17 protein-coding genes are annotated in these 21799 nt (G+C 71.8%); 6 read left to right on the top strand and 11 right to left on the bottom strand.

The annotated features are described in order from the left end of the window. Positions 1-47 precede the first annotated feature (47 nt). The 9 genes from AB0946_RS40920 to AB0946_RS40880 all read right to left on the bottom strand — a co-directional run bounded on the left by AB0946_RS40920 (position 48) and on the right by AB0946_RS40880 (position 12476). On the bottom strand, positions 48-881 hold the full coding sequence (locus tag AB0946_RS40920; RefSeq protein WP_366765821.1) for a phospholipid scramblase-related protein: 834 nt from the start codon (positions 879-881) through the stop codon (positions 48-50). Positions 882-947: 66 nt separating this feature from the next. Then, positions 948-2996, bottom strand: a complete 2049-nt coding sequence (locus AB0946_RS40915) for a phosphocholine-specific phospholipase C (RefSeq protein WP_366765820.1) — start codon at positions 2994-2996, stop codon at positions 948-950. 239 nt (positions 2997-3235) lie between these two features. After that, a complete protein-coding gene (locus AB0946_RS40910) occupies positions 3236-5413 on the bottom strand; it encodes a discoidin domain-containing protein (RefSeq protein WP_366765819.1) in 2178 nt (725 codons plus the stop codon). A gap of 57 nt (positions 5414-5470) precedes the next feature. After that, a complete protein-coding gene (locus AB0946_RS40905; RefSeq protein WP_366765818.1) occupies positions 5471-7075 on the bottom strand; it encodes a glycoside hydrolase family 13 protein in 1605 nt (534 codons plus the stop codon). 33 nt (positions 7076-7108) lie between these two features. Next, complete coding sequence (locus AB0946_RS40900; RefSeq protein WP_366765817.1) at positions 7109-7990, bottom strand: carbohydrate ABC transporter permease; 882 nt, start codon at positions 7988-7990, stop codon at positions 7109-7111. Then, a complete protein-coding gene (locus tag AB0946_RS40895; protein WP_366765816.1) occupies positions 7987-8940 on the bottom strand; it encodes a sugar ABC transporter permease in 954 nt (317 codons plus the stop codon). The genes AB0946_RS40900 and AB0946_RS40895 overlap by 4 nt, the downstream gene beginning before the upstream one ends. 5 nt (positions 8941-8945) lie before the next feature. Then, positions 8946-10298: an extracellular solute-binding protein gene (locus AB0946_RS40890; RefSeq protein WP_366765815.1), complete on the bottom strand. Its 1353-nt coding sequence runs from the start codon at positions 10296-10298 to the stop codon at positions 8946-8948. A 128-nt stretch (positions 10299-10426) separates the two neighbouring features. Continuing rightward, a complete protein-coding gene (locus tag AB0946_RS40885; RefSeq protein WP_366765814.1) occupies positions 10427-11425 on the bottom strand; it encodes a LacI family DNA-binding transcriptional regulator in 999 nt (332 codons plus the stop codon). A gap of 382 nt (positions 11426-11807) precedes the next feature. Then, on the bottom strand, positions 11808-12476 hold the full coding sequence (locus AB0946_RS40880; protein WP_366765813.1) for a hypothetical protein: 669 nt from the start codon (positions 12474-12476) through the stop codon (positions 11808-11810). A gap of 241 nt (positions 12477-12717) precedes the next feature. Here AB0946_RS40880 and AB0946_RS40875 point away from each other — a divergent pair, with 241 nt between their 5' ends. The 3 genes from AB0946_RS40875 to AB0946_RS40865 all read left to right on the top strand — a co-directional run bounded on the left by AB0946_RS40875 (position 12718) and on the right by AB0946_RS40865 (position 14485). Further along, positions 12718-13374, top strand: coding sequence for a helix-turn-helix transcriptional regulator (locus tag AB0946_RS40875; RefSeq protein WP_366765812.1), 657 nt, complete (start codon positions 12718-12720; stop codon positions 13372-13374). A 14-nt stretch (positions 13375-13388) separates the two neighbouring features. Further along, complete coding sequence (locus AB0946_RS40870; RefSeq protein WP_366765811.1) at positions 13389-13946, top strand: toxin-antitoxin system, toxin component; 558 nt, start codon at positions 13389-13391, stop codon at positions 13944-13946. A 311-nt stretch (positions 13947-14257) separates the two neighbouring features. Continuing rightward, a complete protein-coding gene (locus tag AB0946_RS40865) occupies positions 14258-14485 on the top strand; it encodes a hypothetical protein (protein ID WP_366765810.1) in 228 nt (75 codons plus the stop codon). 79 nt (positions 14486-14564) lie between these two features. Here AB0946_RS40865 and AB0946_RS40860 read toward each other — a convergent pair whose 3' ends face one another. Next, positions 14565-15257, bottom strand: a complete 693-nt coding sequence (locus tag AB0946_RS40860; RefSeq protein ID WP_366765809.1) for a 4'-phosphopantetheinyl transferase superfamily protein — start codon at positions 15255-15257, stop codon at positions 14565-14567. Beyond that, positions 15205-16110, bottom strand: a complete 906-nt coding sequence (locus AB0946_RS40855; protein ID WP_366765808.1) for a metallophosphoesterase — start codon at positions 16108-16110, stop codon at positions 15205-15207. The genes AB0946_RS40860 and AB0946_RS40855 overlap by 53 nt, the downstream gene beginning before the upstream one ends. A gap of 348 nt (positions 16111-16458) precedes the next feature. On the opposite strand from AB0946_RS40855, the gene AB0946_RS40850 reads away from it, so the two are divergent. The 3 genes from AB0946_RS40850 to AB0946_RS40840 all read left to right on the top strand — a co-directional run bounded on the left by AB0946_RS40850 (position 16459) and on the right by AB0946_RS40840 (position 21721). After that, on the top strand, positions 16459-17577 hold the full coding sequence (locus AB0946_RS40850; RefSeq protein ID WP_366765807.1) for an ATP-grasp domain-containing protein: 1119 nt from the start codon (positions 16459-16461) through the stop codon (positions 17575-17577). 140 nt (positions 17578-17717) lie between these two features. Then, the gene (locus AB0946_RS40845) at positions 17718-19403 is read left to right on the top strand and encodes a carbohydrate binding domain-containing protein (RefSeq protein WP_366765806.1); all 1686 of its coding nucleotides are present in this window, start codon (positions 17718-17720) and stop codon (positions 19401-19403) included. Between the two features lie 923 nt (positions 19404-20326). Then, on the top strand, positions 20327-21721 hold the full coding sequence (locus AB0946_RS40840; protein ID WP_366765805.1) for a glycoside hydrolase family 16 protein: 1395 nt from the start codon (positions 20327-20329) through the stop codon (positions 21719-21721). Positions 21722-21799: the final 78 nt, after the last annotated feature.

The raw sequence follows: 21799 nt of genomic DNA, 5'->3' as shown, positions 1-21799 counted from the left end.
ACCGGCCGCCGTCGCCGTGCTGCCTCCGCCCTGTCCGGGCGCGCCGGTCAGCCCCAGCCGCGCGCGTCCTGCTTGAGCGCGGTGTCCACCGTCAGCGCCGTGGCCACCACGAGGCTCAGCAGCGGTTCGGGCAGCTGGTAGTGGACCTGGAGGACGTAGTTGTCCGCCGTGGTGAACAGCGTCTTGGCGAGACCCTCCCAGGTCTTGGTGATCCGGGCGACCTCGTTGTCGGCGTGGTCGACGATCGCGAAGTTCCAGGCCCGCCAGTTCTCCGCCTTGATGGCGCCGACCTGCTGGCCGTTCGCCGTCATCGCGAAGTTGATCTTCCCGATCATGTTCTTCTGGACGATCTCACCGACCGGCGAGCCGTCCGGGCGGGTCACGATCACCCGCGACTTGAAGATCTTCGCGGGCCGGGTCAGCAGCAGCTGCGGCCGGCCGTGGGCGTCGCGGATCTCCAGCTTGTGGGTGAGGAACTGGTCCAGGCTGGAGACGAAGCGCAGGATCTTGCGCAGTACGCCCTGACCGACCTGGGTGACCGAGCCGATCTCCCGGCCGTTCTGATCCATGACCTTGTACTCGTTGGTCAGCTCGATCAGCTTGGCCTTCTGGTTCACGACCAGGACGGGTTCGGTGAAGAGGGTCCCGCCACCGGGCCCGCCGCCGGCGACGCCGGCCTGCTGCTGCACCTGGCGCTGCACCCTGGCGTCACCGGCCTGCTGCTGCGGGAAGGCCGCCGGCTGCGGCGGAACCTGCCCGGCCTGCTGCTGGGCCGGGTTGGTGTGCTCGGTCCACTGCGTGCCGTCCCAGTAGCGGAGCGTCTGCGCCGCTCCGTGCGGATCCGGGTACCAGCCAGCAGGAGTGTTCGATTGCGTGGTCACCGGGGCACACTACCCTGATGTGACCGGTACCTGACCAGTCCGCACGGAGCGGTGCTCATCGCCCGTTCACCCCGTGACGATCGCCGGGTCGCTGACGCCGGGCCGCCCGTTCTCCACGTGCCCGGTGAAGACGCGCACGAAGGCCGGGTCGGCCTCGGAGGTCACGGTCAGGTCGTACCAGCGCTTGCTGGCCGCGAGCGCCACGGTGTGACGCACGGTCGCCCCGGGCCGGACCGACACTGTCACCGGCTTGCCGCCGTAGCCGTTGACCAGCTTCAGCTTCGCCGTACCGGAGCCCTGGTTGGTGAAGGTGAGCTCGACGTCGTCGCCCTCGTGCCGCGCGGTGACCTCGGGGCCGGCGACCTTGTTGCGGCCCTTGAAGACGCGCAGGAAGCCGTTGGGGCCGTGCACGGAGAGGTCGTAGTCGCCGCCGGAGTACGCCGAGTTCCAGGTGTCCGAGAGCGTCTTGCCGGCCTCCGTGGTGTACGTCCAGGGGCCGTCGGTACGGCTGTTGGACGTGACGAGGAAGACCGCGCCCGCATGCGCCCCCGAGGCGAACGTGAGCGTGAACCTGCCGGCCGCGGTGTCCGCCGAACCGTCGACCACCGGGGCGTACTTCAGGGGGCGGGTGGGCCGGCTGCCCCGCTCCTGCCGGGGCAGGGTGCCGTTGGCGGGAGGCGTGGGCACGTAGTCGGGGTGGCGGTCGTGGTCCTTGGGCAGGTAGCCGGCCGTGGAAGGCAGCACGACCCGCCCGGTGTCCTTGCGGGAGAAGTCGAAGGCACTCGTCAGGTCGCCGCACACGGCCCGCCGCCAGGGCGAGATGTTCGGCTCCTGGACACCGAAACGTCGCTCGATGAACCGGATGATCGAGGTGTGGTCGAGGGTCTCCGAGCAGACGTACCCGCCCTTGCTCCAGGGGGAGACCACCAGCATCGGCACCCGCTGGCCGAGCCCGTAGGGGCCGGCGGGGTGGCCGGCGTCGCCCTTGAACAGGTCCGGCGCGGGGTAGACCGTCGACCTGCCCTGGGCGGCCGAGGCCGGCGGGTAGGGCGGGATGACGTGGTCGAAGAAGCCGTCGTTCTCGTCGTAGGTGATGAACAGCGCGGTCTTCCCCCACACGTCGGGGTCGGAGGTGAGCGCGTCCAGGACCTGGGAGACGTACCAGGCGCCGTAGTTGGCGGGCCAGTTCGGGTGCTCGGTGAAGGCCTCGGGGGCGACGATCCAGGAGACCTGGGGCAGCTTGCCCGCCCGGACGTCCGCCTTCAGCTGGTCGAAGAAGCCCTCGCCCTTGCGGGCGTCGGTGCCGGTGCGGGCCTTGTCGTACAGCGGGTCGCCGGGCTTGGCGTCGCGGTACTGGTTGAAGTACAGCAGCGAGTTGTCGCCGTAGTTGCCGCGGTAGGCGTCGTCGATCCAGCCCCAGCCGCCGTTCGCGTCGAGGCCGTCGCCGACGTCCTGGTAGATCTTCCAGGAGACCCCGGCCCGCTCCAGGCGCTCGGGGTACGTGGTCCAGCCGTAGCCCGCCTCGTCGTTGCCGAGGACCGGGCCGCCGCCCTTGCCGTCGTTGCCGGTGTACCCGGTCCACATGTAGTAGCGGTTCGGGTCCGTGGAGCCGATGAACGAGCAGTGGTAGGCGTCGCAGATGGTGAAGGAGTCGGCGAGCGCGTAGTGGAAGGGGATGTCGTCGCGGGTGAGGTACGCCATCGTCGTGGCGGACTTGGCGGGCACCCACTTGTCGTACTTCCCGCCGTTGAAGGCGGTGTGTCCGTCGTTCCAGCCGTGCGGGAGGTCCTGGATGAAGGCAAGGCCCAGGTCGTCGGCGTCCGGGTGGAAGGGCAGGACGTCCTTCGTGCCGTCGGACTGCTTCCAGACGGACCTGCCGTTCTGGGTGACCGAACGGGGGTCGCCGAAGCCGCGGACTCCTCGGAGCGAACCGAAGTAGTGGTCGAAAGAACGGTTCTCCTGCATGAGGACGACGATGTGCTCGACGTCCTCCACCGAGCCGGTGCGGTGGTGGGCGGGCAGGGCGGCCGCGCGCTGGATGCTGCTGGACAGCGCCGTGAACGCCGTGGTGGCGCCCGCGATCTGGAAGAAGCGCCGCCGGTTGACTTCGGGCATGGGTGAGGGTCCTCTCGTCCTGACGTACGCGATACCCGCGAGATGACGGAATGCGCGCGGAGCGAGTGTTCCAAGAGCAGCGAACGTCAGGGAAGGGTGCGGTGGCGCGCACATGAAGTCGTGGGTACGGGAGGAGACCGGGTGCCGACCGGAGTCTCACCAGCCCCGTGGCGGTACGCGGGCGCCCCGGCCCGTCGTGGTGCCGGGGCGCCCGGTCCGGGCGGTGCGGGACGGGTCGGTCAGGACGTCTGGTACGCCTCCACCTCGCTGAACTGGCCGGCCGGCCAGCCCGTGTTGGCGGTGACGGTCAGGCGCAGGTAGCGCAGGTTCGTGCCGCTCGGCAGGGTCACGGTCGCGGTGTTGCCGGTGGCCGGGTCGAAGCGGTAGCCCTGTGCTCCCAGGACGGTCGAGTAGCCGGAGCCGTCGGTGCTGCCGAGCACCGTGACGGTCTGGGTGCGGGCGCCCCAGGCCGAGGACGGCGGCAGCTTCAGCACCAGGCGGCGCACGGCGTAGGAGGAGCCGAGGTCGACGGTGAGGGACTGCGGGAAGGCGTTGTTGGTGGACTCCCAGTACGAGTTCGCGTCGCCGTCGACCGCCTTGCCCGGGGTGTAGACGTCCTGGGAGCCGGTCGCGGTGGCCGGGCGGCCCTTGGCGAGGTTGCGGTTCGGGTCGGGTTCCGGATTGCCCTGGCCGGGCTGCGGCCAGGTGGAGCAGTCCGACCAGGTGCTCGACCAGCCGGAGTTGCCGCCGCCGTCGGTGAGGGCGAAGGAGCCGGAGTTCGCCGGGTAGGGGCAGTTGTAGACGCCGGCCGCGCCGACCTGGGTCGCGGTGACGTTCTTGAAGGTCGCCGCGCCCTGCGCCTCGGCCTGGACCACGACCGTGCCGGTGTTCCGCACCGTCGCGCCGGTGACGTTGACGTTGCGCACCGGGTAGCCCTGCCCGCCGCCGGAGACGAACTCGAAGGCGCTGTAGGGGCTGTCGGTGATCGTCGTGTTGGTGATGTTGACGGTCGCGTTGATCGCGCTGTCGTAGGAGTCGACGCGCAACGCGCCCATGGGGTGGTTCCAGTTGGGGTTCATCGCGCCGGTGCGCACCAGGGTGTTGCCGTCGACCGTGATGGTGCCGGCGAGGGGGTGGAACGGGTCGAGGAACTTCTGGTTGGAGATGGCGATGCCGCTGCCGAGGGCGTTGGTGTCGGAGACCAGGTTGTTGCGTACGGCGATGTCGGTGCCGCCGTAGATGGCGATGCCGTTGGCGAGGTTGGGCTGCGAGATCGTGTTGTTGTCGAAGCTGGAGTCGGTGTCCGGGGAGTACAGCGACCACATGGCGAGGGAGTCGTCGCCCTGGTTGCGCAGGAAGTTGTTGCGGACGCGGACGCCCTTCGCCGTGCCGTTGAGGTTGAGTCCGTCGGCGGTGGTGTCGAGGATGCGGTTGTTCTCCACCACCAGGTTGTCGTTGTTGCCCGTGAGCCACAGGCCGACCTTCAGGTGCTGGATCCACATGCCGGAGACCGAGCTGTTCGGCCCCAGCGAGCCGTTGACGAAGTTGTCCGGGCTGGAGTCGACCCGTTCGGTCACCTCGCCGATGACCGCGAAGTCCTTGATGCGGACGTTGCCCGCCGAGCCGGACTGGTCGATGAAGCGGGAGGTGTGCACGACCGAGTACCAGCCGCCCGCGCCCTGCAGGGTCACGTTCTGCACGCCGCTGAGCGAGGAGGTGAGGCGGTAGTCGCCCGGCGGTATCCACACGGTGCCGCCCTGGGCGGCGGCGATGGCGTCCCGGAAGGCCTGGGTGGAGTCGCCGTTGCCGCTGGGGTCGGCGCCCTTGGAGACGACGGACACCGAACCGGCGGGCTGGCCCGCGGCCGGGGCGACCTGTTCGAAGTCGGCGACGTCGACGGTGACCTGGACGCCGGCCGCCTCCACGGCGACCTTGTCGCCGGCCTGCACGTTCTGCCCGAGCAGCATCCGGGTGTTGTCGAAGAAGTGGTGCGTCTTCGCGCCGGGGATCCAGCCGGTGTCGATGTACGAGTACTTGGACGTCACAGGCAGGGTCTTGGCGAGCCTGGTGCCGTTGACGTACACGTTCAGGGCACCGGACTGGCCGTCCGGCACGCTGTAGGCGACGTTCACCGCGTTGGCGGCCCGCGGCACGGTGAACTCCACCCGCTGCCCGGGGGACAGCCGGACGGCCTGCCGGCCGGAGGCCTCCGAGGCGAGGCTGCCCTGCGTGTAGTCCGGGCCGATCTTCGTGCCGTTGCCGGCCGCCGACTCGGCCTCCACGGAGGTGAAGGGGAGGGTGGCGCCCGCGGCCGCGTGGGCGGCCGGGGCGATGCTGACGAGCATGCCGGCGGCGAGGGCGACGACCGCCCCGATGGCCGGCATGCGCCGGAGGTGTCCGGCGGTGCTGCTGTGCATGTGCTGATCCCTTCGTGGTGGGGGTGCGTGGGATAGCAAGGTGCGTACGGGCCAGGCTCAGGCGCGCAGCCAGGCCGCCGTGTCCCGCGGCAGCCGTCCCGCGTCGTCCAGCGGGCCGCTGCTGAGCAGGAGCTGCGAGTGCGCGGGCAGGCCGGCGGGCGTGGCCGCGAGATTGACCACGCACAGCGCGTCCGCGCGGGAGAAGGCCAGCACGCCGTCGGGGGCGGACAGCCAGGTCAGGGGGCCGTCGCCGAACTCCGGGCGCAGCGCGATGGCCTCGCGGTAGAGGGCGAGCATGGAGTGGGGGTCGCGCTGCTGCCGGTCGACCGCGTACGAGGGCCAGCCGGCCGGCTGCGGCAGCCAGGGCTCCTCGCGGGAGCCGAATCCGGCGTACGGCGAACCGGCGGCCCACGGCAGCGGCACCCGGCAGCCGTCACGGCCGGGGTCGGCGCCCCGCGAGCGGAAGTACATCGGGTCCTGGACGCGGTCGGCCGGGATGTCGGCCTCCGGCAGGCCCAGCTCCTCGCCCTGGTAGAGGTACACCGACCCGGGCAGCGCCAGGGACAGCAGGGCGGCGGCCCGCGCCCGCCGGGTGCCGAGAGCCAGGTTCGTGGGGGTGCCGAAGGCCTTGGTGGCGAAGTCGAAGGCGGTGTCCTCGCGGCCGTACCGGGTGACCGTGCGGGTGACGTCGTGGTTGCACAGCACCCAGGTGGCCGGGGCGCCGACGGGGGCGTGCTCGGCGAGGGTGGTGTCGATGGAGGCGCGCAGCCGGGCGGCGTCCCAGGGGCAGGACAGGAAGGAGAAGTTGAAGGCGGTGTGGAGTTCGTCGGGGCGCAGGTAGCGGGCGAAGCGTTCGGGGTCGGGCAGCCAGACCTCGCCGACGAACACACCGCCGTACTCGTCGGCGACCCGGCGCCAGGAGCGGTAGATGTCGTGGAGCTCGTCGCGGTCGACGAACGGGTGCGGCCGCGGGTGCGCGGCGAGGTCGGGGAGGTCCGGGTCCTTGGCGAGGAGGGCGGCGGAGTCGATGCGGACGCCGGCGACGCCCCGCTCGAACCAGAAGCGCAGGATGTCCTCGTGCTCCTGGCGGACCGCCGGGTGGGCCCAGTTCAGGTCGGGCTGTTCGGGGGTGAACAGGTGCAGGTACCAGTCGCCGTCGGGCAGCCGGGTCCACACCGGGTCGGTGGAGCCGACGAACTGGGACGGCCAGTCGTTCGGCGGGAGTTCGCCGTGCGCACCGCGGCCGGGCCGGAAGTGGAACAGCTCGCGCTCGGGGCTGCCCGGCCCTGCGGCGACCGCGGCCCGGAACCAGGGGTGCTGGTCGGAGACGTGGTTGGGCACGATGTCGACGATGGTCCGGATGCCCAGCTCACGGGCCTCGGCGATCAGCTTCTCGGCCTCGGCGAGGGTGCCGAAGGCGGGGTCGATGGCCCGGTAGTCGGCGACGTCGTAGCCGCCGTCCTTCAGCGGGGACACGTACCACGGCGTGAACCACAGGGCGTCCACGCCGAGTCCGGCGAGGTACGGCAGCCGGGCGCGGACGCCCGCGAGGTCGCCGGTGCCGTCGCCGTCGCCGTCCGCGAAGCTGCGGACGTACACCTGGTAGATGACGGCCGAGCGCCACCAGTCAGGGTCCTTCCGGGCATGGCTGGGCTGTCCCACTGGGCTTGCCTTTCTGTAGACGGGTCGGCGGCGTCAGCCCTTGGTGCTGCCCGCGCTGATCCCCGCGATGATGTGCCGCTGGAAGACGAGGAACAGCGCCACCATCGGGATGCTGGCGATCACCATCGCGGCGATGAGCACGGTGAGCTGGATGTTCTGCGACAGCTGGACCAGGGCGACGCTGATCGGCTGCTTGCCGGTGTCGGAGAAGACCATCAGCGGCCACAGGAAGTCCTGCCACACGGCGACCAGCGCGAAGATCGACACCACGCCGAGCACCGGCCGGGACATGGGCAGGACGACGGACCACAGGATGCGGAGCTTGCCGGCGCCGTCGATCTCGGCGGCCTCCAGGACATCGCGCGGCAGCTGATCGAAGAAGCGTTTGAGCAGGTAGAGGTTGAAGGCGTTGGCGACGGCCGGCAGCCAGATGGCGAGGGGGTCGTTGAGCAGGCTGGTGTGGATCAGCGGCAGGTCGGCGACGGTCAGGTACTTCGGGACGACCAGCGCCTGCGCCGGGACCATGAGGGTGGCGAGGATGCCGCCGAGGACCACGTTGCCGAAGGCGGGCTTCAGCTTGGACAGGGAGTAGGCGGCGGCCGTGCAGAACACCAGCTGGAAGGCCCAGGCGCCGGCCGCCTGGACGAGCGTGTTCCCCAGGTGCCGGGGCAGCTCCATGAGGTCCCAGGCGTCGGTGTAGCCGCTGAGGTGCCAGTGCTCGGGGAGGAGCGTCGGCGGGGTGCGGGCCACCTCGTCCGGGGACTTCAGGGCGCCGGTCGCCATCCAGTACACCGGGAAGAGGAAGGCGAGGGTGAAGAGGACGACGACGGCCGTGAACACCGTCCAGTACAGGGCCTTGCCGCGGGGGCGGGCGAGGGTGGCCGGGGAGATCAGGGTGCGGGTGCCGGTGGTCATGCGTCCCCCTCGGAGCGGGTGAGCCGCAGGTAGACCGCGGAGAAGGCGCCGAGCAGCAGCAGGAGCATCACGCTGAGGGCGCAGGCGCCGCCGAAGTCGTTGTAGAGGAAGGCGTACTTGTAGATGAGGTAGAGGACGGTGACGGTGGCGTTCTCGGGGCCGCCGCCGGTGATGACGAACGGTTCCGTGAAGACCTGCATGGTGGCGATGATCTGGAGCAGCATCAGCATCAGGATCACGAACCGGGTCTGCGGGACCGTGACGTGCCGGACGCGCTGGAGGAGGTTCGCGCCGTCCAGTTCAGCCGCCTCGTACAGCTCGCCGGGGATGGACTGCAGGGCCGCCAGGTAGATGAGGACGGTGCCGCCCATGTTGGCCCACGTGGCGACGATGACCAGGGAGATCAGGGCGGTGTCGGTGCCGTTGGACCAGTTCGAGGTGGGCAGGTGCAGCAGGCGCAGCGTCTCGTTGGCGAGGCCGGCCCCGGGGTCGTAGAACCACTTCCACAGCAGGGCGCTGACCACCGGCGGGATCATCACCGGCAGGTAGACCACGACCCGGAAGAAGGCCTTGGCGTGCCGCAGTTCGTTGAGCACGAGGGCCAGCACGAAGGGGATCGCGAAGCCGATCAGGAGGGCCAGCAGGGTGAACGTGAGGGTGTTGCGCCAGGCGGCCGTGAACTCGGGGTCGTGCAGGACCCGGGTGAAGTTGGCGGTGCCGACCCACTCGGGCGCGGAGCCCGGGGTGTACTTCTGGAAGGCGATGACGACCGCGCGGATCGCCGGGTACCAGGAGAACAGGGCGAAGCAGAGCAGGCCGCCGAGGAGGAAGCCGTAGGCGCGGACCTGGTCGGCCAGGCGGCGCCGCCTCCGGTCCCCTGCCGGGGGCGGCGCCGGGACCGGGGGGACGGCGGCGTGCGTCGCCGGCCGTCGCTCGGCCGTCTTCGTCATGGCGGTCAGCTCCGGGCCAGAATGCTGTCGATCTTGCCGGACGCCTCCTTGAGGAGCTGGTCGATGTCGGCGTCCTTCTTGGTCAGGACGGCGGAGACGGTGCCGTCGAGGACGGAGTAGATCTGCTGGGCGTGCGGCGGCTCGATCTTCAGCTGGAGCTGGTGGTTGCCGTCGAGGAACGCCTGGTAGTTCTCCACCGGGACGTTGGCGTTGGCCTTCTTCACCCGCTGGTCGGTGGCGTCGGCGGCACCGGTGAACAGGCGCGGCTCGGGCAGCCCGACGGGTGCGTCGTGCTTCTTGGCGCGCGCGTAGTCGCCGAGGAAGCCCTTGCCGGGGGTGAGGAACATGTGGTCGAGCCACTTCAGGCCGGCCCGGATCTGGGCGGGGGTGGCCTTCTTGTTGAACATGTAGCCGTCGCCGCCGATGAGGGTGCCCTTGCCGCCCGGCATGGGAGCGAGGGCGAGGTCCTTGTAGTTGCCGCCCTTCTCCTTGACGAGGATCGGGATGTTGTCGGGGGCCGCGAGGTACATGCCGAGCTTGCCCGAACCCATCATCTGCTGCACGTCGTTGATGACGAGGAGCTGCTTGCTGCCCATCGAGTCGTCGTTCCACCGCATGTCGTGCAGGTTCTCCAGGACGGCACGGCCCTCGGGGGTGTCGACGGTGGCCTTCTTGCCGTCCGCGCTGACGACGTCGCCGCCCTGCGAGTACAGCTCGGCGGTGAAGTGCCAGCCGCCCTGGTTCTGCGCGCTGTAGTCGGCGTAGCCGACGGTGCCGTCGCCGAGGGCGGCGATCCTCTTGGCGGCGGCGCGGACCTCGTCCCAGGTCGCCGGGGGCTTGTCGGGATCCAGGCCGGCCTTCCGGAAGAGCGCGCGGTTGTAGATCAGCCCCATGGAGTATCCGGTGCGCGGGATGCCGTAGACCTTTCCGTCGACGGTGTAGATGTCCCGCAGCTGCTTCTGGATGCTGTCGTAGCTCTTGAGTTCCTTCAGGTACGGGGTGAGGTCGGCGGCCTGGCGGACGTCGACGACGTGCCGCGCGTCCGTGAAGTACGTGTAGAACACGTCCTCCATCTGGCCGCCGGCGAGCTTGGCGTCGAAGGTCTTGGGGTCCTGGCAGGGGAAGGCGTCGTGCGCGACGACGTCGATGTCCGGGTTGGCCTCCTCGAAGGCCGCGGTGTCCGCCTCGAAGAAGGAGCGGTCGAGCTTGGCGCTCCTCGGCGGTTCGCAGTTGACGGTGATGCGGGTCTTGCCGCTCGCCGAATCGTCGTCACCGGACCCGCAGGCGGTGGCGGCGAGGGCGAGGGAGGAACAGACGCCGATCGCGAGGACGGCACGGCGGAACCCGGTGTGTCTCATCGGTGGACCCCTCATGGCACTCATGGCAGGAGCGGTGGGCGTCGCACACTCAAGCACCGTCGACATCGGCGCGCAAGATGTCGCGCGGAATCTGCAATTGTTCGACAGTCGGGTGGATCTTCCGGAGTTCAGTCGCGCGGAGCTTGCGCGGTGGAGCCGCGCACCACCAGTTCCGGCTCGAACAGCAGCTCCTCGGCGGGTACGGCGGTGCCCCCGATCCGCGCGTTCAGCAACTCCACGGCCGCGCGCCCCATCGCCTCGATGGGCTGGCGGACGGTGGTCAGCGGGGGCTCGGTGCAGTTCATGAACGCCGAGTCGTCGTAGCCGACGACCGAGATCCGGCCCGGGACGTCGTGGCCCTTGCGGCGCGCCGCCCGGACGGCACCGAGCGCCAGCGGGTCGGAGGCGCAGATGATGCCGGTGACGCCCCGGTCGATCAGGCGTGCGGCGGCGGCGTGCCCTCCCTCGAGGGAGAAGATGGCCCGCGCGACGAACTCGTCCGGCAGATCGCCGGCGATCGCCCGGGCGGCCGCCAGCTTGCGCGCCGACGGCACGTGGTCGCCGGGGCCGAGCACCAGCCCGATGCGCTCGTGGCCGAGGGAGGCCAGGTGCCGCCAGGCCTGCTCGACGGCCACGGCGTCGTCGCAGGACACGCCCGGGAAGCCGAGATGTTCGATGGCCGCGTTGACCAGCACGACCGGGATGTTGCGCTCGGCGAGCAGCCGGTAGTGGTCGTGCGGCGCGTCGGCCTGGGCGTACAGGCCGCCGGCGAAGACGACGCCGGAGACCTGCTGCTGGAGCAGCAGCTCGACGTAGTCCGCCTCCGACACCCCGCCCTTGGTCTGGGTGCACAGCACCGGGGTCAGCCCCAGCTGGGCCAGTGCGCCGCCGATGACCTCGGCGAACGCCGGGAAGATGGGGTTCTGCAACTCGGGCAGCACGAGACCGACGAGCCGGGCGCGCTCACCGCGCAGCTGGGTCGGGCGCTCGTAACCGAGGACGTCGAGAGCGGTCAGCACCGCCTGCCGGGTGGCCTCGGAGACTCCGGGCTTGCCGTTGAGGACCCGGCTGACCGTGGCCTCGCTGACCCCGACCTTCTTCGCCACTTCCGCAAGTCGTCGCGTCATGGACGCAAGCGTAGCGCAAATCACGCAAGCGGCTTGCGTTGCGGTCCCGGAGGAGTCGGCGGGGCTCCTGAGCCGCTGGAGCAGAGGAGGCGTCGCCGCAGCGGTCGCTCGTGCCGACGGAGGCGGCCGTGAGCGAGGAGGCGGCGGGCGCGGGAGCCGGTGGTGCCGAAGAAGTCGAGGAGTCGCGGGGAACCGGACGAGTCGGGGGCGTACGCGAGGAGCCGGGCGCCGGAGGAGTCGGCGACGTGCGCGGGCAGTCGTTGACGCGCCGGAGGAATCGGGTGTCCGCACGGGCTCGGTGGTGCGCCCGGGGAAGACACCGCTCGGTGAACCGCTGTGCCGGCCCGGCGCCGTCGGCGACCTGAACGCCGGCGGTGCCGGGTCAGTCCTCCGTCGGCACGACCGTCAGGTGCGAGGCGGCGTCCCGCGGGCGGCGCGGACGGCGCACCGGCACGGCCGGCCGGCGGGGATCGCGCAGGACCATCGTCAGCCGCCGGTAGCCCAGCTCCCGCAGCGGCTGCGGGATCTCCTCGACGATGCGGCACTCGGTGCGTCCGCGCCGCGGGTCCGGGTGGTGCAGGAGGCGTACGGCGCCGTCGAGGCGGGTCGCGGTCTCGCCGACGGCCCGTATCCAGTGCGGCAGGCCCTGCCGGTAGGCGGCCTCCATGATCGGGTCCTGGGCGATCTCCCGGCGCACGGACTGGAGTTCGTGGTCGTGCCCGTGGGTCTCCAGGGCGGTGCGGAGCTGGGCCAGCATCGGCAGGCACCAGCCGGGTTCGTGTTCGCCGAGGACCTCGCCGGCGTCGGGGTGGAAGAGCACGAACCGGAGGAAGTTCTCCCCCGGCATGGCCGTGGGGTGGGGGCGCACGCCCTGGAAAAGTGTCTCGAACGCGCTGTTGGCCATGACCACGTTCCAGTGGTGGTCGACGACCAGGGACGGGCAGGACTGTGACTCCAGCAGCGCTCCGTAGTCCTGGAGGTACGCCTGGATCTCGCAGGTGTCGGGGACGGGCCGCGGTGCCGGCCGCTGCCCTCCTGCCTGATGTGCCATCGGGAGGTCACCCCTCTTGCCTCTGCGGCCTTTCTCGCGGCGATGCGATCCTGCTGCCCAGGCAAGAGCCATGTCAACTATCGTGGCATTTCGTGCCGGTCGACGGCTGAAATTCGCCACAGTTGTGGCGACACCTGGATGTGAGTTCGAGACACCGGCTACTCTCCGGGAAGTTCACGGCGATCGCTCGTGAGAAGCACGGACGCATCTGAAGCCCTCTAGAGACGTAGGAGTTCTGTCGGTGACGGATGGCTACGAGGATCCGGACGCCTCGGCGACCGCCCAGCTGCCGGCCGTCGTCGCCCGCGTCACCGCGCTCGCCGACCGCCTCGGCGTCCCGCACGCCGAGGTCTTCGACGTGAGCCGGCTCTCGATCGCCTGCGGGGTGCCGGAGCCGGTGGTCAAGGCCCTGCTCAGCGGTCGGCCCGCGGGCGAGCCGGACGTCCAGGCCCGCTTCCTGCAACGCCTGGACCTGCTGCGCCGCACCCGGCTGAAGCCGGGCGGACGCCGGTACACCCAGCAGGAGATCGCCGACGGCGCGGGCATGTCCCGGCAGCAGGCCGGCGCCCTCATCAACGGCGACCGGCGGCCCACCATGGAGCACTGCGACGCCCTCCAGCGCTTCTTCCGGGTGCACGCGGGCTTCCTCACCGCGGAGGACCCCGAGGCGCTGGCGGGCGCGCTGCAGCGCACGGAGCAGGAGCTGCTGCAGAAGCTCGCGGACCGGGAGCGGGCCGCCGCCGAGGACCCGGAGGACCCGCTGGAGCGGCTGCTGCAGGACCACGGCGTGCGCGGAATCGCCTGGCGCGCCGCGCAGTTGCCCACCGACCAGCACCGGGACAAGGTCGCCGAGTGGCTCGACATGCTCCTGGAGAGCGTCAAGCGGCCCGAGTCGTGAGCCGGGGGAGAACTGTGGGCATCGGCAGGGACATGCGCCGGCTGTGCAACGAACTGGTGGGCGGGCTCACGCTGCCCGTGCCCGCGCCTCCGGACGAGCTGTACCGCGCGCTGTGCCAGGCGATGGGCCGCCGGCGCGGGCGTCCGGTGCACTTCCGCACGGCCGCCTTCCCGCCCGGCACGGCCAGCGGACTGTGGCTGGACCTGACCGACCGGGACGTCGTCGTGGTGGAGGAACGCACCGCCCCCGACCACCAGTTGGTGATCCTGGGCCACGAGCTGTGGCACATGCAGGCCGACCACTGCGGGCTCCACATGGACGGCGTCGGCGCCGCCACCCGGCTGCTGAGCGACCACACCGACCAGGAGGCGCTCCAGGCGGCGGTGCAACGCGTCGCGGCCCGCAGCCGCTTCGACGTCGCCGAGGAGCGGGACGCCGAGACGTTCGGGCTGCTCCTGGCCAGCAAGTGCCGCACATGGCTGGCGGGTTCGGCGTTGCGCGGGCCGGTGCAGCGGGACGGCGTGGCCGGCCGCATCGAGGCGTCGCTGGGGTACCCGGGCCCGCAGGGCTGAACTGGACCGGGCACGCCGGCCGGGCGGCCCTGTGCCGCCGGGGCGCGCTCGACGCCGCGCACGGAGGGGCCGGTGTCCCGCCGCGGCGGAGCCGGGTACGGGGCACGGAAGTTGAGAAACGTTTCGCCTGGTCGGGCGGCATGTGGTGCGGGGTGATCGGGGCGGTTCCGCCTCGGCTAAGCGGGCTAACCGGCGCGGGGCCGGGCGGCGTTGTCAGTGGTGGGCGGCAAGCTGGGAGTGTGCGCCGTACGACGCGGTGCACGGCGCCGCAGGGCGCGTGACCGTGACGCCTACTCGGGGAGAGCCGACCGATGCCCACCGCCGTACTGACCGACCGCGAGCGCACCGCCGTACAGGCCTACCTGCGTCTGCTGCACACGGTGCGCGCCGCCTTCGACGGACCGCCGGGCGAGGACCGGCCCGCCGTCGTCCCGCCCGTCGTGCTCGCGGAGGCGGAACAGGCTCTGGTCCGGGCGGGGCTCGCGGGCAACGAGGCGGAGTTCTTCCGGCTCCTGCGCGACTGGTGCCGGCCCGACTGAGCGCCGTGCCGGCCCGGTGCCGCCGCCGTCACCCGGACGACGGGCAGGCGGTGGCGGTGGGGACGCGGGGGGACCGCCGTCAGGGGTGCGGGGCGGGGTGGGGTATGACCACCGAGGTGGCCACGACGCCGTGCCGCACGGCCCACCGGCCCTCGAACGTCTGGAGCCGGGTGCCGCCGACCAGCGGGCCGGGCACGAGGAGCTCGGCGTGCAGGGCGCCGGAGGCTCCACCCTCGGCGTCCGGCCGTACGGTGATGTCGGCCTCGGAGAAGTCCAGCCACTGGCGGGTGAGCGGGAACCACGCCTTGTACACGGATTCCTTGGCGCTGAACAGCAGCCGGTCCCAGTGCACGGCGGGCCACCGCGCGGCCAGCCGGCCGAGCCGGTCGGCCTCGGCGGGCAGGAAGACGGAGGGGCCCACTCCTTCCGGCAGCGGGCCGTGCGGTTCGGCGTCGATCCCCAGGGAGACGAGGTCGGTGGCGCGGACCAGCGCGGCGGCGCAGTAGCCGTCGCAGTGGGTCATGCTGCCGAGCAGCCCGTCCGGCCAGTGCGGAGCGCCCCGCTCGCCGGTGAGCACGGGCTGCGGCGGCACGCCGAGCTTCTCCATGGCGCGCCGGGCACAGCCCCGGACGGCCGCGAACTCACGGCGCCGCTTGGCCACCGCGCGCGCGACGAGCGCCTCCTCCGCCGGGTGCAGCGGGGAGTCCCACAGCGGGTCGTCAGCGCGCGCCTCCACGGCCACGACCGACTCCGGGAGCAGCTCCTCGATCACCTGCTTCGACCTCCATCGGCAGGACGCGGCGCAGCCTTCCCGGCGGATCCGGACGCTTGCGCCACTCGCGGGGGTATCCCACGGAGACCTCCATGAAGCGGACTCCGTCGTGCCAGGTGGTGCGGGGGATGTGCAGATGGCCGTAGACCATGGTGGCGACCCGGAACCGGCGGTGCCAGTCGGCGGTCAGCGTGGTGCCGCACCACATGGCGAACTCGGGGTGCCACAGGACCTCGGTGGGGTGCCGGTCCAGCGGCCAGTGCCCGGCCAGCACGGTCGGCAGATCCTCGGGCAGCTCGGCCAGCCTGCGCTCGGTCTCGGCGACCCGGGCCCGGCACCAGGCCTCACGGGTCGGGTAGGGGTCGGGGTGCAGCAGGAACTCGTCGTTGCAGACGATGCCCGTGCTCTCCGCGTAGGCCAGGCCCTCCGCCTTGGTGGTGGAGCCGGCCGGCAGGTACGAGTAGTCGTAGAGCAGGAAGAGCGGGGCCACGGCGACCGGGCCGCCCGCGCCGCGCCACACGGGGTAGGGGTCCTCGGGGGTGACGACGCCCAGCTCGCGGCACACCTCGACCAGGTGCTCGTAGCGGGCGACGCCACGCAGCGTGACCGGGTCGCTCGGGTGCGTCCACAGCTCGTGGTTGCCGGGTGCCCACAGCACCTTGCTGAAGCGGCTCGCGAGCGTGCCGAGGGCCCAGCGGATGTCGGCGACCGTCTCCGCGACGTCACCGGCCACGATCAGCCAGTCGTCGTCGCTCCCGGGGCGCATGCCGTCGATCAGGGCGCGGTTGTCCGGATAACCGATGTGGAGGTCGCTGATGGCCAGCAGCTGTCCGGCCCCGGCCGTCGACTCCACCCCGCACACCCCTTCCGATGATCCGATGGCACAACGAGAACACATGCCCCGGGCACCGGACAAGAGGTTCCCCCCGCCGCGTGTCGCGATCCGGACCCGGTCCGCCTCGCGCGCGTCCGCGGCCGGACGGCCCGTGGATCAGTGACCGGGAGGCCCGTGGATCCGTGACCGGACGGGCCGCGAATCCGTAACACCCGCGTTGCACGAGAGACCCTTGGAAAGCCGTATGATCGCCCCGACACCAGCGCCCTCAACCCCCCTTTCACCGGGGCCGTTTGGTGACCCTTCCTCCCTCCTGCCCGGGCACGGGCCGCTCCGCCCTGCCCGCACACCCGAAAGGCGGCCTGCATGCTCTCTCGCGTACGCGTCTGGCTCAACCGCACGTACGCGGAGAACGTGTTCTTCATGGATCAGCTGCGGAGAAATCCCAGCGACCGCGCGGTGGAGATCCACGCCACGCACGGCGACCCGGACTCCCCCGTGCTGGCCGCCGCGGACACCGCCGAGCTGGAGCCGGAGGGCCTGTCGCCGGCGGCCTACGTCGAGTACGCCCTCGACCAGTGCGCCCGGCGCGGCATCGACGTGTTCGTGCCCCGGCTGCACCAGGCCGCGATCGTGGCGCACCGGGCCGAGTTCGCGGCGGCCGGCACGGCGCTGCTGGCGCCGACGCCCGAGGCGGTCGCCGTGTTCGAGGACAAGGCGGTCGCGTACGAGGCGGTCCGCTCGGTGGGTGTCCCGGTGCCGCCGTGGCACCGGGTCCGCACGGCGGACGAACTCCTGGCCGCGGTCGAGGAGTTGGAGGCCGCCGGGCACCGGCCGTGCTTCAAGCCGGCCGCCGGCGCGGGCGGGGTCGGCTTCCGGATGATCACCCGGGCTCCCTTCTCGCTCGCGCACCTGACCGGCTTCCCGGGCCCGTACGTCCAGCTGGACCTGGTCGTGGAGGCGCTGCGGCGGGCCGAGGAGCCGGTGGACTGGCTGGTGATGCCGCGCCTGGAGCAGCCCGAGGTGTCGGTCGACTGCCTGACCGGGCCGGACAACCGGGTCCGGCTCGCGGTGGGCCGCACCAAGAACGGCCGTCGCCGGGGCTTCACCCTGGACGAGCGGTGGCTGGCCCCGGCCCGGCTGATCGCGGAGGGCTTCGGACTGCACCACCTGTCCAACATCCAGTTCCGGATGCTCGGCGACCGGCCGGTGCTCCTGGACGTCAACACCAGGCCGGCCGGGGGCCTGCACCAGCTGTCGCTCTGCGGGGTGAACGCACCGTGGGCCGCTGTACAGGTGGCGCTGGGCGAGGACCCGGGGGTGATCGAGCCGCCGTTCCTGGGGCAGGACTACACGGTGGTGTCGGGGCCGCGTCCGCTGGCGCCCGCGACCCTGCCGCGGCAGCGGGTGGATTCCGAGGTCCTGCTGCCCGCGGTGCCGGCGCCCGTGCGGGCCGCCTCGGCGGGCGAGGTGCTCCCTCTCTGAGGCACGCCCGCACGCCCACCGGTATGGACCAATTCCGCTCTTCTCCTTGACAGGGCGATTGGTCCATACCAAATTCGTTGACGCAACGCTTCCGCACTCCCCTGCACTCCCGAACACCCCACCCCTGACAGGGAGATCGCGTGCGCGACACACTCGGGCGTCCCAGACGCCGGCTTCTCGCCCTGCTCGGCACCGCCGCCCTGGCGGTCGGCGGGGCCATCGCCCTCCCCGGCACCGCCCAGGCGGCCAACATCCTCACCAACCCCGGCTTCGAGTCCGGCGGCCTCTCCCCGTGGTCCTGCACCGGCAACCTCGGTTCGGTCGTCTCCTCCCCCGTGCACGGCGGCACCAAGGCGCTCCAGGGCGCGGTGACGTCCAGCGACAACGCGCAGTGCAGCCAGACGGTCGCCGTGCAGCCGAACACCACGTACAGCCTCAGCGGCTGGGTGCGCGGCAGTTACGTGTACCTGGGCGTCAACGGCGGTGCCTCCACCTGGACGTCGTCCCCGTCGGCGTACAGCCAGCTCAGCGTCTCCTTCACCACCGGCGCCTCGCAGACCAGCGCCACCATCTATGTGCACGGCTGGTACGGCCAGGGCACCTACTACGCCGACGACGTCAGCCTGGACGGCCCGGGCGGCGGGGGCGGCGGGGACACGCAGGCGCCGACCGCGCCCAGCGGGCTCACCTCCACCGGCAAGACGTCGTCCAGCGTGTCGCTGAAGTGGAACGCGGCCACGGACAACACGGGCGTGACGGCGTACGACATCTACAGCGGGGCCAACCAGCTCCTGAGCGTCTCCGGGACGTCGGCCACGGTCAGCGGGCTGTCGCCGAGCACGAGCTACACCTTCACCGTGAAGGCGCGGGACGCGGCCGGGAACACCTCGCCGGCCTCCAACTCCGTCACCGTGACGACCGACGCGGGCACCGGCGGCGGCACCGGCTTCAAGCAGGCGGCGCCGTACCTGTACGAGGGCTGGGGCGATCCGCCGAATCCGACCACGGTGATGAACGCGACCGGCGCCAAGTGGTTCACGATGGCGTTCGTGCTGGACTCGGGCGGCTGCACCCCGGCCTGGGACGGCAGCCGGGCGCTGACCGGCGGCGTGGACCAGTCGGCGATCAACCAGATCCGGTCGGCCGGCGGCGACATCGTGCCGTCGTTCGGCGGCTGGTCGGGCAGCAAGCTGGGCGCCAACTGCTCCTCCGCGAGCGCACTCGCCGGAGCGATCCAGAAGGTGGTCGACGCCTACGGCCTGAAGGCCATCGACTTCGACATCGAGAACACCGACGAGTTCGAGAACGAGGCCGTCCAGGCGAAGATCCTCACCGCGCTGAAGACGGTCAAGGCCAACAACCCCGGCCTGAAGACCATCGTCACGTTCGGCACGTCCACCACCGGGCCGACGTACTACGGCAACCGGCTCATCGAGCAGGCGCAGGCACTGGGCGCGAACATCGACGTGTTCACCATCATGCCGTTCGACTTCGGCGGCGGCTCGGACATGTACGGCAACACGGTGAACGCGGCGGAGGGGCTGAAGAACAAGCTGAAGTCCACCTTCGGCTGGGACGACGCCACCGCCTACGCGCACATCGGCATCTCCGGCATGAACGGCCTGTCCGACCAGCAGGAGACGACGACCACGGCGATCTGGACGCAGATCCGGGACTGGGCGAACTCCCACCACATCGCGCGGCTGGCCTTCTGGTCGGTCAACCGCGACCGGCCCTGCCCGGGCGGCGGTGTGGCCGAGAACTGCTCGGGGATCAGCCAGAACAACTGGCAGTTCACCTCGATCACGGCCGGCTTCACCGGCTGACGCGCCGGTGAGCCGACACGGAGGGCCGCTCGGCGGAGCGGCCCTCCGTTGTCGTGTGAGGGACGCCAGGCCGGGTGGACCTCGGCGCAGCGCCGGACCAGTCCGCGGGCGACGGTGGGTTGAGCCGACGTGCGCGGGCAGTGCGACGTCCACCACGGCGACCGCCCGGGAACCCCGTCCGCCGGCGAGGGACCTCGGTGACCGAGGTCGGCGTCCAGGACGGGGACGAGGCGAGCCACGCGCCGGGTGCTGCCGGCGGCGACAGGCGCGGTACGCGGGCCGCGGGCGGTCCCGCCCGCTCCGATGCCCTCCCGGCCGAGCGCCCCGTCGGCGAACCGCGGGGCGGCCACCGTTTCGGGGAGTGCCGGCGGGGCCGGGGGGTGGGGCGCCGGCCGGGGTCCGGTGCTACCGGCACGAGGGATCGTGGTCGGCGGCAGGCAGCGGTACGACACCCCGGGCGGCCGGCGGCCACCCGCGAGCCGGCCCCGGCGAACGGCCGCCGGGCTGCCGGATCCCTGGCCGGACGAGACCGCGGCCGTACTCCTGGCGCGGGACCGCCGGTGGACCGCGGTCCGGTCCGGGCGACGCCGCGCGTGGACGGCCGAGGACCGCACGGGAGCACCGCGCGGTACGCGGAGGTGCGGCCGCGCCCGGCTGTCTGGTGGGCCTCGCGTGCGCCCGCCCGGGAGGGGGACCCGCTGTTCCGGGCCGACCGGCGGGCGGCGGGGTCTGCGCCGGTACGGGCGGCTTCACCCCGTGAACTGCCGTACGCGGCAAGGACTTTCTTTGCTTCAACTCTTGACGGCCCTCGGGGCGGGGAGCACATTGGCGGCACCGTGAGAGCGCTCTCAAGCAGCGCAGGGAAGTCTCCTTGAGAGCGCTCTCACGAAACCCCCGCACACACCCGTACCGAGAGGCTCCCCATGAGCGCATCCTCCGGCATCCCCAGACCCCGCCCGCTGCGGCGCGCGTTCACCGCCGCCGTCGCCACGCTCGGCCTGGCCGCGGCCCTCGCCACGGCCGCCACCGCACCCGCCGACGCGTCCGCGCCCACCCCGCCCTCGGGCTGGACCCAGGTCTTCGTGGACGACTTCAACGGCGCGGCCGGCTCGGGCGTCAACACGGCCGACTGGCAGTACGACACCGGAACGTCCTACCCCGGCGGGGCCGCCAACTGGGGCACCGGCGAGGTCGAGACGATGACGTCGAGCACCGGCAACGTCGCGCTCGACGGGAACGGCAACCTGCTCATCACCCCGCGTCGTGACGCCTCCGGCAACTGGACCTCCGGCCGGATCGAGACCACCCGCAGCGACTTCCAGCCCCCGGCCGGCGGCACGCTGCGCGTCCAGGCGCGCATCCAGATGCCGAACGTCACCGGCGCCGCCGCGAAGGGCTACTGGCCGGCGTTCTGGATGCTCGGCGCCCCGTTCCGCGGCAACTACTGGAACTGGCCCGGCATCGGCGAGCTGGACATCATGGAGAACGTCCAGGGCCTGAACACCGACTGGGCCACGATGCACTGCGGCACGAACCCGGGCGGCCCGTGCAACGAGACCTCCGGCATCGGCAACTCCACCTCCTGCACCGGCACCACCTGTCAGGCCGGCTTCCACACCTACGCGATGGAGTGGGACCGCTCGACCAGCCCCGAGGAGATCCGCTTCTACCTCGACGGCGTCAACTTCCACACGGTGCGGGCGAACCAGGTCGACGCGACGACGTGGGCGAACGCCACGAACCACGGCTACTTCCTCATCCTCAACGTCGCGATGGGCGGCGGCTTCCCGGCCGCGTTCGGCGGCGGCCCGGACAGCGGCACCGAGCCGGGCCACCCGATGGTCGTCGACTACGTACAGGTCCTGCGGTCCTCGAGCGGCGGCACCACTCCCCCGCCGACCGGCAACCGGGACGCCTACAGCCCCGTCCAGGCCGAGTCCTTCGACAGTCAGTCCGGCGTCGTCACGGAGACCACCACGGACACCGGCGGCGGCCAGGACATCGGGAGCCTCGCGAACGGCGACTGGGCGCTGTACAAGGGCGTGAACTTCGGTTCCACGGCCGCCCGGCAGTTCTACGCCCGGGTCGCGAGCGGTGCGGCCGGCGGGGTCAGCGGCCTGGTCGAGGTGCGCCTGGACAGCCGCGGCAACGCGCCCGTCGGCAGTTTCGCCGTGGGTGACACGGGCGGCTGGCAGTCCTGGCGGACGGTCCCGGCCAACATCGGCGCGGTGACCGGCACGCACGACGTCTACCTCACCTTCACCAGCGGCCAGCCGGCCGACTTCGTGAACGTCAACTGGTTCGACTTCGGTCACTGACCGGGTGCGCCCGCGGCGCCGGGGGGCGGGGGGCAGCGGGGACGCCGCCCCCCGGGCCCGCCGGCTTGTGGGGCCCCC

The organism is Streptomyces sp. NPDC046870, assembly GCF_040704595.1.
Classification (GTDB): Bacteria; Actinomycetota; Actinomycetes; order Streptomycetales; family Streptomycetaceae; genus Streptomyces; species Streptomyces argyrophylli.
This window is presented reverse-complemented; position numbering and strand designations above follow the sequence as displayed.